The organism is Pseudomonas fluorescens, assembly GCF_001708445.1.
Taxonomy (GTDB): Bacteria; Pseudomonadota; Gammaproteobacteria; order Pseudomonadales; family Pseudomonadaceae; genus Aquipseudomonas; species Aquipseudomonas gorinensis.
Genome location: NZ_CP015637.1, coordinates 1,019,290 through 1,036,526, shown reverse-complemented (window position 1 = coordinate 1,036,526; position 17,237 = coordinate 1,019,290). Strand labels below are relative to the sequence as shown.

At 60.3% G+C, this 17,237-nt stretch carries 13 protein-coding genes and 1 other RNA gene; 5 read left to right on the top strand and 9 right to left on the bottom strand.

Features of this window, described 5'->3' with window-relative positions; translation table 11 throughout:
• Positions 1–258: 258 nt before the first annotated feature.
• An RNA gene (gene rnpB / locus A7317_RS04590) (RNase P RNA component class A) lies at positions 259–612 on the bottom strand.
• Positions 613–708: 96 nt separating this feature from the next.
• Positions 709–1,614 carry a 16S rRNA (cytidine(1402)-2'-O)-methyltransferase gene (rsmI, locus tag A7317_RS04585; RefSeq protein WP_024073512.1) on the bottom strand — a complete coding sequence of 302 codons (906 nt, stop codon included), beginning with the start codon at positions 1,612–1,614 and terminating at the stop codon, positions 709–711.
• 175 nt (positions 1,615–1,789) lie between these two features.
• On the opposite strand from rsmI, the gene A7317_RS04580 reads away from it, so the two are divergent.
• The 4 genes from A7317_RS04580 (at position 1,790) to A7317_RS04565 (ending at position 5,236) form a co-directional block, all read left to right on the top strand.
• On the top strand, positions 1,790–3,601 hold the full coding sequence (locus A7317_RS04580) for a penicillin-binding protein activator (protein WP_069075279.1): 1,812 nt from the start codon (positions 1,790–1,792) through the stop codon (positions 3,599–3,601).
• Positions 3,601–3,972, top strand: a complete 372-nt coding sequence (locus tag A7317_RS04575) for a YraN family protein (RefSeq protein WP_024073510.1) — start codon at positions 3,601–3,603, stop codon at positions 3,970–3,972. Before A7317_RS04580 ends, A7317_RS04575 begins: the two co-directional genes overlap by 1 nt.
• Positions 3,973–4,064: 92 nt before the next feature.
• A complete protein-coding gene (locus A7317_RS04570; RefSeq protein WP_024073509.1) occupies positions 4,065–4,658 on the top strand; it encodes a phosphoheptose isomerase in 594 nt (197 codons plus the stop codon).
• On the top strand, positions 4,655–5,236 hold the full coding sequence (locus A7317_RS04565; RefSeq protein ID WP_069075278.1) for a BON domain-containing protein: 582 nt from the start codon (positions 4,655–4,657) through the stop codon (positions 5,234–5,236). Before A7317_RS04570 ends, A7317_RS04565 begins: the two co-directional genes overlap by 4 nt.
• A gap of 63 nt (positions 5,237–5,299) precedes the next feature.
• Here A7317_RS04565 and A7317_RS04560 read toward each other — a convergent pair whose 3' ends face one another.
• From A7317_RS04560 to A7317_RS04530, 7 genes are all read right to left on the bottom strand, one after another.
• Positions 5,300–6,073 carry an OmpA family lipoprotein gene (locus tag A7317_RS04560; RefSeq protein ID WP_024073507.1) on the bottom strand — a complete coding sequence of 258 codons (774 nt, stop codon included), beginning with the start codon at positions 6,071–6,073 and terminating at the stop codon, positions 5,300–5,302.
• Positions 6,074–6,318: 245 nt separating this feature from the next.
• Complete coding sequence (locus A7317_RS04555; RefSeq protein ID WP_024073506.1) at positions 6,319–6,963, bottom strand: MBL fold metallo-hydrolase; 645 nt, start codon at positions 6,961–6,963, stop codon at positions 6,319–6,321.
• Between the two features lie 130 nt (positions 6,964–7,093).
• Entirely contained in the window at positions 7,094–9,826 is a 2,733-nt protein-coding gene (locus A7317_RS04550; RefSeq protein ID WP_069075277.1) for a LuxR C-terminal-related transcriptional regulator, read from the bottom strand.
• Positions 9,827–10,067: 241 nt separating this feature from the next.
• Positions 10,068–11,432 (bottom strand): DUF1329 domain-containing protein, encoded by a 1,365-nt coding sequence (locus tag A7317_RS04545; protein WP_069075276.1) that lies wholly within the window; start codon positions 11,430–11,432, stop codon positions 10,068–10,070.
• 28 nt (positions 11,433–11,460) lie between these two features.
• A complete protein-coding gene (locus tag A7317_RS04540; protein ID WP_024073503.1) occupies positions 11,461–13,320 on the bottom strand; it encodes a DUF1302 domain-containing protein in 1,860 nt (619 codons plus the stop codon).
• Between the two features lie 330 nt (positions 13,321–13,650).
• Positions 13,651–15,333, bottom strand: a complete 1,683-nt coding sequence (locus A7317_RS04535) for a fatty acid--CoA ligase (RefSeq protein WP_069075275.1) — start codon at positions 15,331–15,333, stop codon at positions 13,651–13,653.
• 200 nt (positions 15,334–15,533) lie between these two features.
• Positions 15,534–16,166 (bottom strand): LysE family translocator, encoded by a 633-nt coding sequence (locus A7317_RS04530; RefSeq protein ID WP_069075274.1) that lies wholly within the window; start codon positions 16,164–16,166, stop codon positions 15,534–15,536.
• Between the two features lie 84 nt (positions 16,167–16,250).
• On the opposite strand from A7317_RS04530, the gene A7317_RS04525 reads away from it, so the two are divergent.
• The gene (locus A7317_RS04525; protein ID WP_024073500.1) at positions 16,251–17,216 is read left to right on the top strand and encodes a 2-hydroxyacid dehydrogenase; all 966 of its coding nucleotides are present in this window, start codon (positions 16,251–16,253) and stop codon (positions 17,214–17,216) included.
• Positions 17,217–17,237: the final 21 nt, after the last annotated feature.

The following is a 17,237-nucleotide window of genomic DNA, read 5'->3' as shown; positions in this document are numbered from 1 at the left end:
ACCGTCAAGGCGCGGATTCAAGGAAAAGCCTTACAGAACGGAGATTTAGGAGCGTAAAGGGAGGAGAAACCAGAGTTCAGCGATGTTTTGGGCCCAACAAGCACAAATAGCTCAAAGAGCTATGGCTCATAGTTAATGTAATTTATTAAGAGTAAGATTTTTTTGGTATTACGAAGATGCATCTGCCAATGATTCAGCAGGGAGGGATTCTTGCGTTACTACCGGTTTTCTGCCCGAGATTCGGACAGAAGGAAAAAGGTGGAGAGTCGATCTATAAGCCGGGTTCTGTCTTGAACAGTCATTCGTCTACGATGGCCATCACTGGACATCTTTAGCAACCTACCCGGTCCCAGCGCGGGCCACGCCTTGGGACCCTATTTGGTCTTGCTCCAAGTGGGGTTTACCTAGCCACGAACTGTTGCCAGTCGTGCGGTGCGCTCTTACCGCACCTTTTCACCCTTACCGGCACCGAAGTGCTTAGGCGGTTATTTTCTGTGGCACTTTCCGTAGGCTCACGCCTCCCAGGCATTACCTGGCACTTCGCCCTATGGAGCCCGGACTTTCCTCCCCCTCCTAATTTTCATAGAAGGCAGCGACTGTCCAATCGACTCTCCGCCGCGCAGGTTAACGGCACGAGGGACTTAGGACAAGTACTAAAAGCATAGCAGTGCCATCACCTTCAGACGAAATACCGGCTTACCCCCGGAACTATTCGGTTTTCTGTTTATCCAGCGCAACTTGATACAACACATTCTTGCGCACCCCGGTAATTTCCGCCGCCAGGGCTGCCGCGCGCTTAAGGGGCATTTCCTTGAGTAACAGATCAAGGATGCGCATGGCTTCGCTGCCCACCGCGTCTTCGGACTCTGGCGCACTCCAGCCCGCCACCAGCACCACGCATTCGCCTCGTTGCTGATTGCTGTCACCCTCGACAAACGCGCGCAACGCTTCCAGCGGCAGGCCCTTGAGGGTCTCGAAGGTCTTGGTAATCTCCCGCGCCAACAGTGCAAGGCGTTCACCACCGAACACCAGCTCCATATCCTGCAGACATTCCAGAATACGGTGGGGAGCCTCATAGAAGATCAATGTACGCGGCTCTTCCTTTAACGCTTGGAGCCGAGCACGACGCCCGACCGCCTTGGCCGGCAGGAAGCCCTCGAAAATAAAACGATCGGAGGGCAATCCAGCTGCCGATAAAGCGGCAATCAGCGCGCATGCGCCCGGAACAGGCACTACATTGATACCCGCAGCACGCGCCTGGCGAACCAGGTGATAACCCGGATCAGAGATCAGCGGGGTACCGGCATCGGAGATCAGCGCCACGTCATCACCTGCCAGCAGGCGCGTGATAAAACGACTGCCTTCTTCGCGCTCGTTATGCTCATGGCACGCAGCCAATGGCGTGCTGATACCAAAATGCTGCATCAGACGCTGGGAGTGCCGGGTGTCTTCCGCTGCGATCAATTTAACGTCGCGCAACACTTTCAGCGCCCGCGCACTGATATCGTCCAGGTTGCCAATGGGCGTCGCCACGACAAAAAGCGAGCCTGCAGTGGAATTCAAAGGACCTGGAGCAGTCAAAACGCACACCTCGATGGTTGGCAAAAGCCACATTGTAGCGCGTAGACGCCTTGAAAATATGCCATCGAAGCCGATGCCTTTTCAGCCGTGCACAGCCAATCGCAACATTTACACGACCTAAATCGACAGTTTCACGCCAGTAACATCGCGCCTGGGCCAGTGCTTGGGTACAATTCCACGCTAATTTGATCGGTATCAGGACACTTACATGATCGCTTGCCTGCGGCTGCTCTCCGCCCTTTGCCTCGCTGCCTTGTTGGCCGCTTGCGCCAGCTCGCCCTCGTCCAGCCTTGGCGACCTTCCACGGACCCCGGATGCCAGTATCGAGCAACTGCTCGAACAGGCGACCACCGCCAAGACGCCAGAAAAGGCGGCCTTGCTGCGCCTGAGTGCGGCTGACATGGCCTACCGCCAGAACAACCCCGGCCGCTCGTCGCAGATCCTTGCGCAGGTGCCGCTGGATGTTCTCAAACCCGCCGCACAAATCTTTGCCAGCACCCTGGCCGCCGAACTGGCGATGACGCGCAACCAGCCCAAGGCTGCGTTGACCGCCCTGAACCACCCTAGCCTGCAAAGCCTGAAGGACCTGCCGCCCGAGCAGCAGATCCGCACCGGCACCGTGCACGCTCGCGCCTATGAAGCCGATGGCCAGACCCTGGCCGCGGCTCGCGAGCGTGTGGCCATGGCGCCATTGCTCAGCGGTGATGTCGCCAAGAGCAACCACGAAGCCATCTGGACGTTGATTGCCGCACTCCCGGCCGAGCAACTGCAAGCCAGCGGCAACCCGACAATGGACGGCTGGATCACCCTGGCCCAGGCCGTCAAGGGCGCTGGCACCCTGGAGCAACAACAGGCGGCGATCGACACCTGGCGCGCGCAGAACCCAGGGCACCCGGCGGCCGTGCAACTGCCAACCCCGCTGACCAAGCTCAAGGAACTCGCCAGCCAGCCCCTGAACAAGATCGCCCTGCTGCTGCCACAGGAGGGCCCGCTGGCGTCCGTCGGCAAGGCGCTGCGTGAAGGTTTCATGGCCGCGCATTACCAGGCCGAGCAAGCCGGCCAGCGACCGCCGGTGATCGAGTTCTACGATAGCTCGCGCCTGACCTCCCTCGACGACTTCTACGCCAAGGCCCAGGCTGCCGGCGTGCAACTGGTCGTCGGTCCGCTGGAAAAACCACTGGTCAAACAGCTCAGCGCACGTCCGCAATTACCGATCACCACCCTGGCACTGAACTACAGCGAGACCGATCAAAGCCCGGCCCAGCTGTTCCAGTTCGGCCTGGCCGCTGAAGACGAAGCCCGCGAAGTCTCACGTCGCGCCCGTGCCGATGGCCTGCACCGCGCCGCTGCCATGGTGCCGCGTGGCGAATGGGGCGAGCGCGTCTACAAAGCCTTCCGTCAGGATTGGGAAGCCAATGGCGGCACCGTCGTAGGCGTCGAGTACGTCGACCAGCCGGTCGCCCTTGCACAGCAGATCGCCGACTTGTTCCAACTGCGCAAAAGCGAAGGCCGCGCCAAGAGCCTGCAAAGCACCGTCGGCACCGACGTGGCCGCGCAACCTTCGCGTCGCCAGGACATCGAGTTCATCTTCCTGGCCGTGACCCCGCAACTGGCCCAGCAGATCAAGCCGACCCTTAACTTCCAATACGCCGGTGATGTACCGGTGTACGCCACGTCCCACGTATTCAGTGCCAGCGGCGACAAGAACCAGTACCTGGACATGACCAACGTGATGTTCTGCGAAACCCCTTGGCTGCTCAACACCACCGACCCGCTGCGCAACCAGGTCGCCGCGCAATGGCCACAAGCCAATGGCAGCCTCGGCCGCCTGTATGCAATGGGTGTCGATGCCTACCGCCTGGCGCCACGCCTGGGTCAGCTCAAGGCCCTGCCGGATACACGGGTTGATGGCCTTTCGGGCAGCCTGGGTATCAGCCCCAACCAGCGCGTCGACCGCCAGATGCCATGGGCGAAATTCGTCGGCGGCGAGATCCAGCGCCTGCCTGATACCCCACGCTGATGCCTGAGCGGTCCAGCGCAAAAAGCGGCAAGGATGCCGAACTTCAAGCTCTGAAATACCTGCAACAACAGGGTCTGCGCCTTCTGGCGCAGAACTGGTTGTGTAAACGCGGCGAGCTTGATCTGGTCATGCTTGACGGCGATACAGTAGTATTCGTCGAAGTCCGCTACAGAAAACACGCACAATGGGGTGGCGCGCTCGCCAGTATTGACGGGCGCAAGCGTCAGAAGCTGATACTCGCCGCGCAGTACTTCCTACTCAAGGAGCACCGCTGGTCTGACTCCCCCTGCCGTTTCGATGTGGTTGCCATGGAAAGCACACCGGCAGGCCTTGCTGATCTGACCTGGCTCAAAGACGCCTTCGACAGCTGATTCGCCGGACATTTTCACCACACACTTTTGCTCTTTGCTTTGCGGGCTGCACATACCTGTGCCAAACAGCCGCGCTACTTAAGGTCACACAGATGGACATGCAATCCCGAATTCGCCAGCTTTTCCAGGCCAGCATCGACACCAAGCAACAGGCGATGGACGTACTTGCACCGCACATCGAGCAAGCCAGTCAGGTCATGGTCAATGCCTTGCTCAACGAGGGCAAAATGCTTTCGTGCGGCAACGGCGGTTCGGCCGGCGATGCCCAGCACTTCTCGTCCGAACTGCTCAACCGCTTCGAGCGCGAGCGGCCGAGCCTGCCGGCCATTGCCTTGACCACAGATTCGTCGACGATCACCTCGATCGCCAACGACTACAGCTACAACGAAATCTTCTCCAAGCAAATCCGTGCCCTGGGCCAACCGGGTGATGTGTTGCTGGCGATTTCCACCAGCGGCAACTCGGCGAATATTATTCAGGCGATCCAGGCCGCACATGATCGTGAAATGATTGTCGTAGCATTGACCGGACGCGATGGCGGCGGCATGGCGTCGCTGCTGTTGCCCGAGGATGTGGAGATTCGCGTCCCGGCCACTGTCACCGCACGTATTCAGGAAGTCCATCTGCTGGCGATCCACTGCCTGTGCGATCTGATCGACAGCCAACTGTTCGGGAGTGAAGAATGACCGTTAAACGCCTCAGCCTATTGGCCATCACGCTATGCCTCAGCATCAGCGGGTGCAGCACGGCAATCACTGCGACACGTGACACCCCCATCCAGGACGACAAGGGCACCCGTACCTTTGGCAGCAAGATCGACGACTCGTTGATCGAAACAAAGGTCGAAGTCAACATCGCCAAGGCCGCGCCAGACCTGGGCAACGGCGCGTCGCGTATCGTCGTGACCAGCTTCAACGGCGTGGTACTGCTTGCCGGGCAAACACCGCGCGCCGACCTGAAAGCCCAGGCCGAACAAGCGGCCTCGACTGTTCAACGGGTCAAGAAGGTCCACAACGAATTGCAGGTGATGGACCCGATCACCCTGCTGGCTATCAGCAACGATGCCTTGCTGACCACCAAGATCAAGGCGCAGATGCTGACCGATAACGCGATTCCTGGCTCGCGCATCAAAGTCGTGACCGACAACGGTATCGTTTACCTGATGGGCTTGCTGACCCAGGCGGAAGCGACCCGTGCGGCCAACCTGGTACAGGGTGTGTCCGGCGTGCAGAAAATTGTGAAGGTGTTTGAATACATCGACTGATCTGAACGCAATAGAAAGGGCGCTGTGCATTGACTGCACAGCGCCCTTTTTAGTGGCCGGCGTTTATTGGTACTGCTGGTACGGATTGCCCTGGAATTGATTGTTCTGCTGGGGCGCTTGTTGCTGGCCTGCAGGCTGGCCGTACTGCTGGCCAGGGATCGGACCGAGGTTCACTTCGACACGACGGTTCTGCGCACGGCCGTTAACGTCGGCGTTGCTGGCAATCGGATTATCCGGACCGGCACCGCGCGCGCTCAGGTTGGCACCGTTGACGCCTTGCGAGGTCAGGTAGTTGGCCACGCTCTGCGCGCGACGCTGGGACAGGTCCATATTCAGCTGACGGCTGCCGGTACTGTCGGTGTAACCGACAATCTGGATGGTGTTCTGATTGAATTGCTTGAGGGAGTTGGCCAGGTTGTTCAGCGGCTGGTAGAAGCTGCTGGAGATCGCGTCCGAGTTGGTGGCAAATGTGATATTGCCCGGCATGATCAGCTTGATCTGGTCGCCCTGGCGCTGAACTTCAACCCCGGTATTGGCCATGCTTTCGCGCAGTTTCTTTTCCTGCTGGTCGGCATAGTAGCCATAGCCAGCCGCACCTGCACCGGCAACCACCGCGCCGATCAGCGCGCCCTTGCCACGGTTGTTATGGTCGATGGCCGCACCGGCCAGTGCGCCGGCCAGGGCACCAAGGCCGCCGTACTTGGCGGTTTTACTCATGCCGCCTTGCGATCCATTATTTGCCTGTCCCTGGCTGCCGTCATATGGATTAGGTGAAGCGCAGCCAGACAACAGGGCTACGGCGGTAGCGACAACAAGCAGACGACGCGGAGTGAACATGAAGGAAGCTCCTACTTTTGCATTCTGTGGTGCAGAGGACATAGGCAATGGACCTGTGCCGAGTTTGGAACGCGACAAACGGTAAAAATTCCGCAACCGCATCCAGAGCTGTAACAAAAAACTGGCCAGGATTACCGCTACAGAAACCGTAGCAGAAGCAGGCTGAACGCGACCTGTGTTTTTGCTACAGCAATTCTCCAGACACCACAGCGCCGAAAGCTGGACTACCGACGTCCCCTGCCCCATTACGCGCGCACAAAGGGATTCTCACGCATCTCATCCCCCAACCGCGTATCCGGGCCGTGACCGGTTACCACCGTCGCGCCCTCATCCAACGTATAGAGCCGCTGCTTGATCGAACGCACGATCGCCGCCTGGTCACCGCCCCACAAATCCGTTCGCCCTACGCCACGTCGAAACAAGGTGTCGCCAGCAATCAGGAGCTTGGCATCGGCAAACCAGAAACTCATCGAACCGGGTGTGTGCCCCGGCGTATGCAGCGCCACGCCACAGCCGCAGGCCAACGCTTCATCATCGACCAGCCATTGGTCTGGCGAAGGCACCGGAGTGTAGGGCACACCGAACATCTGGCACTGCATTTCCAGGTTGTCCCAGAGAAACTGATCATCCTTGTGCAGGTGCAGGGTGGCACCGGTTTTCTCCTTCAACTGGCCGGAGGCGAGGAAGTGATCGAGATGGGCATGGGTGTGGATGATGCTCACCACCTTCAAGCCCAGTGCATCGAGGCGCGCCAGGATCAATTCGTGGTTGCCACCGGGGTCGACCACGATGGCTTTTTTAGTGATGGGGTCACCGATGATGGTGCAGTTGCACTGCAACGGGCCGACGGGGAAGGTTTCACGGATGAGAGTCGGCTTGGCGGTGGTCATGGGCGGTCCTCCAGTGCAAATGAATTATCGTTTTCCGGCGAGCATCGCCAAAATAATTGCACTATTAAACCAGACTGGGTGCGCTTCGCAGCCCAACGCGGGCAAGCTCGCCCGCCGTAAGGTTTACGTTTCAGCCAATCAACCTCAACTCTTGCGCCCGCGCCACCGCCTGGGTTCGTCGCTCCACCCCCAACTTGCTGTTGATATGGCTGGCGTGGGTCTTGACCGTATGCAGGGAGATGAACAGGCGGTTGCTGATTTCCTGGTTCGAGCACCCCTGGGCGATCAATTGCAGCACCGCCAATTCACGGGCGCTCAGGACTTCATGACCAGGCGACGGCTCCGCGACCGCAACGGCCGGCAGCAGCGCCAAGAGGCTCTGGTTCAGCAAGCCGTGAGGGTCCTTGCCAAGCTGTTCGCGCATCCACTGCGGGTAACCTTCGAGCAAACGCTGGAACGGCTGCAATGCCCCTCCCGAGCCGGCCTCCAGCGCCCGCGCCAACACCGGCCGCGCCTTGGCTTCCTGGCCGTTTTCCAGCAGCAGTTGCGCCTGCTGGGTCAGCGCCATCAGCGCAATCATTTGTCGCCCACTGTTGTGCGCCTGTTGCGCCAGGTCTTCGAGACGCTCCAACGCCGCATCCGCTTGATGGCGAATCGCATCGAGGGCGGCCTGTTGCAGCCCGATATGTTGCGGCAGGTGCGGATGAAACTCCGGCGCGGCAGCCGCGTGTTGACCATTGTAGGTTTGCCCCAGCCGCGTCAGCCAGGCATCAGCCAGGTCGGTGCGGCCCTGGGCCAGCCACAATTCGCATTTGATCAGGGTGATCATCGCCAGGTAGTAGATCGGCGGCACGTCCCAGATGTGCATCAAGCGCTCGGCCTCGGCCAGTTCGGCGAAGGCTTTGGGGAAGTCGTTGCGGCGCCCTTCGAAGTTGGCGATCACACAATGGCCGATTAGTACGCTGATGTCGCGACAGGCGCGCGCTTCAACCAGCCCGGCCCGCAGACGAGCAAGGCCGGCCTCAGGCTGATAGCGCGCCAGCAGCAAATAACCTTCATAGAGCGACAATCGCGCACGCACGGCGTACAACCGCTGCGGCGCCAGGCCCTGCAGGCGTTGCAGGCCCTGGCGAACCTCATCGAGGGAACGCAGGATTTCGCCGCGCGCCTGCAACACTCGCGCACGGTCGTAATGGGCCAGCGCTTCGAACAGCGGGTTTCCGACCCGCTGCGCCAATTCCAGGGACTCGCGGTTCAGGCCGCGGGCGCGCCACAGGTCGGCGTCGACAATGGCCAGGTTGGACAAGGTCGACAGGCACATCAGACGCTGGCCATAGCGACGCTGCGGCAAACTTTCCAAGGCTTCGCTGCAATAACGCTGGGTCAATTCGCGGTCACCGCGGCCACGGGCGATAATCCCGCTGAGCGCCAGCCACTGGGCCAGCATCGACTTCTGCGCCGTGGCCGACGGTGCCGGCAGGAAGCGACTGAGGTAACTGGACAACTCTTCCGCCGCATCCAACTGGCACGCCAGCCCCAGGGCCCAGCTATAGAGCACGATCAACCGGGGTGTACTGATCAGCAGGCTATCGGGCAAGTCCATTTTCCAGCGCAACAGCATGCCGACGTTCTGTTCGGCCAGCAGTTGCTCTTCGGACAGGTTCTGTACCAGGTTGGCGGCCACATCCAGATGGCCGGCACGCAATGCCTGTTCCACCGCCTCATCGATCAAGCCTTGCGCATTGAACCAGCGGCAGGCCCGCAGGTGCAGGCTGGCCGCCGGTAACAGCGCGGTGCTGGTGGCGCGGCGCGTGCGCAGCAGGTCCGAAAACAGATGGTGGTAACGGTACCAGTGACCCTGCTCGTCCAGAGGTACCAGAAAAACCTGGTGGGCTTGCAGGTAGCGCAGGATTTCCGCGCTGTCATGGGCTTCGCGCACGGCGTCGCACAGTTCGCTGCAAAAGCGTTCCTGAGGGGCAGTATCGAACAGAAAGGCCTGCACGTCGGGCGGCAGGCAATCGATCACCTCTTCGAGCAGGTAATCACGGATCAGCCCTTCGCCGCCGTGCAGGCTTTGCGGCAAAGAGCCTTCGTTACCGGCCTCGGAGGCGGCGAGCAGCCAGAAACGCAGCCCGGCGACCCAACCCTCGCTGCGGCGGATCAGGTTATCCAGCGCCTCGCCACGCAATGAACTGCTGTGGCGATCCAGCACGGCCAGGGATTCGTCGTGAGTCAGGCGCAGATCCTGCTCATGTAGCTCCAGTAGATGGCGTGACAAGCGCAGGCGCGCCAGGTGCCAGTCCGGGCGCTGGCGGCTGGTGACCAGCACCACCAGGCCATCGGGCAAATGATTGAGGAAAAATTGCAGGCAGCGATCCAGTACCGGGCCCTGGGCCAGATGGTAGTCATCCAGTACCAGTAACAGCGGCGTGCGCGTGGACAAATGCACGGTCAGCTCATCGAGCAGGCCATCGAGCCATTCTTCAAAGGCAAAGGGTTGATGACGCTGGCGCATTTTCAGCAGCCCCAGGGACTGGGCGCCGATTTGCGGGAAGTATTGTTGCAGCCCGTCGAGCAGGCGCTCGAGGAAACGGCCAGGGTCGTTGTCCCGGGGGCTCAGGCCCAGCCACAGGCTTTGCCAATGGGCCGGCAAGCCCTGGCAGAACTCCACCGCCAATGAGCTCTTGCCGAACCCCGCGGGTGCACTGACCAGCAACAGTCGCCCGTCCAGCCCTGCACTCAGCCGTTCGCACAGACGGGGGCGCAGCACGTAGCCGTCAGGCAGCGGCGGTCTGTAGAAGCGACCTTCCAGGGACGGGACGACCGCGCTGGAAGGCCCCTGGATTCGAGACAGATCAGTCATCGCCGGGCTCTTGTAGAAGGCTGTTATCGGCATTGCAGATGTCCGCAGACTAGCGGTAAAAGCGGAGGGTTTGTAGATCTTTGCAACAATTGACTGAAAATAACTGCGACAAGAAATATCGGCACAACCCAAAAGTGAGAGGGGGCTTGCTCCCGATAGCGGCGGACCAGTCAATGCATGCGCTGACTGTCACACCGCTATCGGGAGCAAGCCCCCTCCCACATTGAGGCACTAGTGCAATTTAGCGAACACCGTCCTGGCGCAGGGCCGCGGGGGTGAAGTCGCTGGTGGTGGCGGTGAAGCCGAAATCATAGGCCTGCTTCTCTTCGTTCTTCATGCCCAGGGCCAGGTAGCGGCCGGACTGCAGGTCGTAGAGCGTTTCCAGGGCGTACCACGGCACTTGCTTGTCGTAGTAGTTCTCGGCATGGGCTTCGGCGACACGCCACAGTTGGCCACGACCGTCATAGTGATCGATCACGGCCGCTTGCCAGGTGTCTTCGTCGATGAAGAAGTCACGCTTGGCATAGATGTGGCGTTGGCCTTCCTTCAGGGTCGCGACCACGTGCCAGACGCGGCGCAGCTCATAACGTGCGAGGTCCTGGTTGATGTGGCCGGCCTTGATGATGTCGGCGTACTTGAGCTTAGGATCGTCGATCTTGTAGCTGTTGGAGGCGATGTAGATTTCTTTCTTGCCTTCCAGCTTCCAGTCGTAGCGGTCCGGTGCACCGTTGTACATATCGAGGTTGTCGGAGGTACGCAGGCCATCGGCAGCGGTACCCGGCCCGTCATACGACACCTGCGGTGCGCGGCGCACACGACGCTGGCCGGCGTTGTAGACCCACGCCGAGCGCGGCTCCTTCACCTGGTCCAGGGTTTCGTGCACCAACAGCACACCCCCGGCCAGTCGGGCCGGCGCGGTCACTTGCTGCTTGAAGTAGAACAGCACGTTGCCTGGGTTTTTCGGGTCGAAGTCCTTCATCTTGTCGCGGAACACGAACTGGTCTCTGAAATACACCAGGCTGTACGAACCGTTGGTTTGCGGCGTGGCCTGGGTCACCAGGCGGGTCACGCTGCCGCCGCGATAACGGGTGATGTGGTTCCAGATCACCTCGACGCCGCTTTTCGGGATCGGGAACGGCACGGCGGTTTCAAAGTTTTCCAGGCCATTGCCGCCAGACACCAGGTTGGTGTTGGTGGCGTTCCTCTTGATGGCGGCAAACACATCGGCCGGCACGGTGGCGCCGCGATGGGTCGGGTAGACCGGCATCTTGAAGGTGTCCGGGTAGCGCTTGAACATCGCGTACTGCCCAGGGGCCAGCTTGTCTTTGTACTGCTCGACGTTCTGCGCGGTGATGGTGAATTGCGGTTGTTCACTGGCGTACGGGTTGGCCAGGAAACCACGGGCATCGACCGCGCCGGCATTGGTCGGCAGCGGCGACCACTTAGGAATGGTGCCTGCCGCGTTACCGGCCATTTCGGCGCCCATCGGGGTCAGGGTCGTGCCCAGCTTGGCAGCTTCATCCGCCGAGACTGCCGCCATGACGTTGCTCGCCAGGATCGACAGCCCGAGCACACCGACGTGCAACAGACTTTTAGTTATTTTCATGTTCTGGTCTTCCTGAAATGCAGTGTGCTTAGAAGTTCACGCCGAGGCTCAGAGCAACGAAGTCGCGATCATTCACCGTTGAGAAATCACCGCCGAAGAAGTTGGTGTAGTTCAGGCTGGCGGTGTAGGTGTTCTGGTATTCGGCATCCAGGCCCAAGCTGACGGCTTTGCGGCCCTCTTCGAAGTTGGCGCCCGGACCAGGGGAGTAACCCTTGACGTCATGGGACCACGCCACGTTTGGCTTGAGGTTCACGCCTGCGAAGACGTCCGGGTATTCCCAGATGGCACGTGCGCGGTAGCCCCAGGACGTGGCAGTGGTGAAGCCATCGTTATTGCAGTTGGTATTGAGGCTGGAGGCGTTAGCCAGCCCCCCACCCTGAGCAGTCGAGTTGTTCAGCGTAGTACAGAAACCGCCAGGCAACGTACCAGGGCCGAAGACCGGATCACGCCCGTAACGAGCCTCGGATTTGCTTTCCAATCCCCCCACGTGTGTCACACCGATTTCAGCGACGGTGGTCAAGCGGCTGGCGCCCATCACTTGGTCGAAGAAGTGCGTGAACGTGGTCTGGAACTGGGTGACCTCCTTACGGTTGTAGCCATGCAGATCCTGGCCTGGACTGCCTTTCAACACAGAAGCATTCCCGTAGCCTGGCAGCGGCGTGACACCGGCGTAGAGAATGTCGGTGGTGCTCAATTGCACAGGGGCATTAGGGCGATAGCTCAACTCACCGCTCCATGCTGTGCCTGTCGGCAAGGTGGTGGAGAAGCTCAAACCATAAAGGCGAATGTCTTCAGGGTACTCGATGAAATAGTTGGAATTACCCGCGACAACCAGCGGACGCAACGTGCCTGGAAGCCCGATAGGCCCCGTGTAAGCAGACTGTGGCGCGCCCTGCGCACTGAAAATCGGCGCACGGCTGTGGTAGTTCATGAAGTACGCACCGAACTCCGTGTCCAGCGGCTCGAAGTTGTAATGGAAGGCAACACCGAATTGGCCGCTATCGCGCGCGTCACGATCGGCACCACGACGAACGAGGACGCCCTCGTTATTGACATCCACACCATTGGCGGCAAGACCTGGAAGGACAGCCCCCGGCAAGAAGCGTCGACTGTTGAGTACCCGCAGGTTGTCACTGCAGCCATCGGAAACGACGTCCGGCTGCGAAAAGAACGTACCGCAGTTGTCCGTGACAGTCTGGTCCCACTCCAACTGATAGAACGCTTCCGCCGACAGGTTATCGGTCAAGGTTTGCGACACATAGAACATGTTGACCGGAATCAAGCCTTCCTTGATTTCGGCGCCCGGACGACGGAATGCAGACACATCGATCGGGTTGATGGAGTTGATGCCACCGCCGATGAAGGTGCTTTCCCCCCAGCTCACCACCTGCTTACCGAAGCGCACCGCCCCTGGCTGATCTGCAATCGAATAGTTGTGATAAACGAACGCATCGAGAATCTGGCCGCCAGAAGACTTGGCCCCCTCTTTGCGGTTGTTGTCGCTGATGTCCTTGAACTCCCGGCTTTCATCCTTGAGTTCAAAGTCATACCAGTACTTGCCACGCACAAACACACCGGTATCGCCGTACTTCAGTTCCAGGTCATGAATGCCCTTGAAGATTTTCGAGAACGTCTCGCCGCGCTTGAAGTTCAAGTGGCCGTCATCGGAGGTCTGGGACAAGCCCTTGCCGCCGTTGTTGACGCCGATCAGATCGCGGTTGGGCTTGGCTGTCGACCAACTCGCCCCCACCGACAGCGACGAGTCAAAGCTCCCTTCGATTTCACCGATATTGAAACTGACGCCGAATGCGGGCCCGGCGAGCGTAGAGGCGAGACTGACGGCCAGGGGCAGTCGCGCCCGGCGCCAGAACTGGTTTACTGAGGTCATCGACGCTACTCCATGTGCATTATTGTTATGGCAGTGAGTTCTTTCTGTGATGCATGTAACGGCCGGAATACAACGATTCCAATGCCGCCCGGCAACCGGGCCCCCATGGCCCGAAGCGCAACATCCTTGAAAAACTCTGAAGGGGACTATAGCCAGCAGGGGGTACCGCTTGATCCCTCTAAAGTGTGATTTGCACCACCAACCCGTCTACCACAGCCCTTTCGCCACGCCGACGAAGGCCGGCGCGGAAAGGATGGCTGAAAATGGGCAAATCACAAGTGAAGCGTTGAGATAGAGCGCTGCCGTGCCCCGAGGGCACGGCAAATCACCTCAGAGGGTGGATAGGAACGTACTGTTGTTGGCTTGCCATTCGATGATGTCAATGCGGATACGTTTTTTGTCGAGCTTGCCGACACTGGTCTTGGGAATTTCCGTAACAACGGCGATCTGGCTCGGAATCGCCCACTTGCTCAAATGGCCCAATTCGACAAAAGGCTTGAGGTGTTCCTTGAGCTCGCGGGCCCCTATCACATGGCCATCACGCACCACCAACAGGGCAAACGGGCGCTCGCCCCACTGCGGGTCGGCGATGCCCACCACCGCTACTTCGCGTACCGCCGGGTGGCGGCTGACCAGGTCTTCGAGCGCCAGGGAGGAGATCCACTCGCCGCCCGTCTTGATCACATCCTTGATGCGGTCGCGGATGTCGATCACGCCAAACGCGTCGAGGGTGGCTACGTCGCCGGTGTGCATCCAGCCACCGCCCCACAGCTCGGCGCCCTTTTGCGGTTCGTTGTAATAACCCTCGGTCAGCCACGGCGCGCGCAGCACCAGTTCGCCCTGGGACTCGCCGTCGGCGGGCAGGAAATGACCCTCAGCGTCCATGATCGCCGCTTCCACCAATGGCCCGGGCACGCCGGCCTTGATGCGGTAGGTAGTGCGCTCGTCCTCGGTGCCGGCCATCAGCTCGTCATTGAGGTGGGCACAGGACACCAACGGCCCGGTCTCGGACATGCCGTACGCAGCGGTCAGTTGAATCCCACGGGCCTTGGCCGCTTCATACAGCGTGCGGTTGAGGGCACTGCCGCCGATGACGATTTTCCAGCCGCCAAAATCAACGCCCTGGGCCGCCTTGGCGTTGAGCACCATTTGCAGGATGGTCGGCACACAGTGGGAAAAGGTGACCTTCTCCTTGCGCCACAGCTCCACCAGGTATTCCGGGTCATAGCGGCCGGGGTAGACCTGCTTCAGGCCGAGCATGGTCGCCACATACGGCAGGCCCCAGGCATGCACATGGAACATCGGCGTGATCGGCATATACACATCGTTGGTGCCCAGCAGACGCACGCTGTCGACACAGCCCATGATGGTCGCCACGCCGATGGTGTGCAGCACCAGTTGGCGATGGGTGAAGTACACACCCTTGGGATTGCCGGTGGTACCGGTGGTGTAGAAGGTGGTGGCGACGGAATGTTCGTCGAAATCCTGGAAGTCGTACTTCGGGCTGGCAGCGGCCAACAGGGTTTCGTACTCGCCCACCAGGTTGGGCAGCTCGGCGGTTTTTTCGGCCGCGTCAGTCAGCAGCAACGTCTTGTCGACCGTGGTGAGCTGCCCGGCAATGGCCTGGTAGAGCCCCACGAACTCGCTGTTGACCAGCACGAAGCGGTCCTCGGCGTGGTTCATGGTGTAGAGAATCTGCTCCGGCGACAGGCGCACGTTGATGGTGTGGATCACCGCGCCGATCATCGGGATGGCGAACATGCACTCCAGGTAACGGTGACTGTCCCAATCCATCACCGCCACGGTGTCACCGGCCTTGACCCCGGCTTCCGTGAGCACATTGGCCAAGCGCGCGACGCGTTCGATCAGCGTGGGGTAGGTGTAGCGCAGTTTGTCGCGGTAGATGATTTCCCGGGTCTTCTCGTAGCGGGTACCGGACATCAACAGGCGCTTGATCAACAGCGGGTATTGGTAGGCGCCTTCGGCGGGCGGGATAACACGGGTCTGCAACATACGAATCCCTTTTTATGACTGCACGGTCTTGGCTTGAAGACCTGCACTGTAGAGAGGTTATGTTTCAGCCAAATCAGCCAAAGGAATGATTTGTAGAGGCAGGGGAATGCTAGCTTTGAGCCATTATTCAGGAGCGATGGAGGTCCAATGTGGGAGGGGGATTGCTCCCACACTGGATGGTGTTTACTCGAGTACAGCGTTTATTTCGCGCTGGTGAACGCCAGTTTTACCCCAATCGCAATCAACACCGCCCCCATCGTCCGATCAAACCAATGCCCCATCCGCGCAAACCCGGCGCGCACACGCTGCTGGCTGAACAACATCGCCACCAGGCAGAACCACAACGCCGTCGCCACCGCCAGGTACACGCCGTAACCGGCCTGGATCGCCAGCGGCGTGTGCGGGTTGATCACTACGGTGAACAGCGACAGGAAGAACAGCGTGGCCTTGGGGTTCAAGCCGTTGGTGACGAAGCCTGCGGTAAATGCGCCACGCGGCGTGCGCTCGCCCGCTTCGCGGTGCAACTCGCCCTCGGCGGCAGGCTTGGCCGGCTGCGCGCGCAGGGCCTTGAAGCCGATGTACAGCAGGTACGCGGCCGCGGCCCATTTCAGTGCGTTGAACAACACGATGGACTGGGACACGATCAGGCCGATGCCGAGCAACGAGTAACCCACATGCAGGAAAATCGCCGAGCCCACGCCCAGCGCGGTCCAAGTCCCGGCGCGACGGCCGTGGGTCACGCTCTCACGTACCACCACCGCAAAATCCGGGCCGGGGCTGGCCACCGCCAGCAAGTGAATCAGGGCTACGGTCAAGAACTCGGCGGCGTACATACTCACTCCATTAAGTAACGGATTATTTCATCTGATAGGCTCGGCAGATTACGCCTTCGAACCCTGTCGCAAAAGGTACAGTTGATGACGAACAATCGCCGCGCCGTCTTCCTTGATCACCCCTCCCTGGACCTGGGAGATCTTGACCTCAGTGAGCTGCGCAGTCGTTTCAGCGACTTGCAGCTGTTGACGGGCACTACGCCGCAAAATGTGATCGAACGCCTGCAAGGCGCTCAAGTCGCCATCAGCAACAAAATCCCGCTCAACAGCGAAACCCTCGCGGCCTGCCCGGAGCTCAAGTTGATCCTGGTGTCGGCCACCGGCACCAACAACGTTGACCTGGAGGCCGCCCGCGCCCATGGCGTCACCGTGAGCAACTGCCAGGGCTACGGCACTCCGTCGGTGGCGCAGCACACGATCATGCTGCTGCTCAACCTGGCGACGCGCTTGAAGGACTATCAGCAGGATGTGAGCGCGGGCAAATGGCAGCACGCCAAGCAGTTCTGCCTGCTGGACCACCCTATCGTCGAACTGGAAGGCAAAACCCTTGGCCTGCTGGGCCATGGCGAACTGGGCAGTGCCGTGGCGCGCCTGGCCGAAGCCTTTGGCATGCGCGTGCTACTCGGCGCGATTCCCGGGCGCCCTGCCCGTGCTGATCGCGTGCCGTTGGATGAATTGCTGGCGCAGGTCGATGCGCTGACCTTGCACTGCCCGCTCAATGAACATACCCGCGACTTTATCGGCACCCGCGAACTGGCGCTGCTCAAGCCCGGAGCGTTTGTGGTCAATACCGCACGCGGTGGCTTGATCAACGAACAGGCCCTGGCCGATGCCTTGCGCAGCGGCCACCTGGGTGGCGCGGCGACCGACGTGCTGAGTGTCGAGCCACCGGTCGCCGGCAACCCGCTGCTGGCCAGTGATATCCCACGCTTGATCGTCACGCCGCATAACGCCTGGGGCAGTCGCGAGGCGCGGCAGCGCATCGTTGGCCAATTGGCGGAAAACGCCAGGGGCTTTTTCAGCGGCGCCCCGCTGCGCGTCGTCAGTTGATAAACTGCGCCCCTTTTCAAG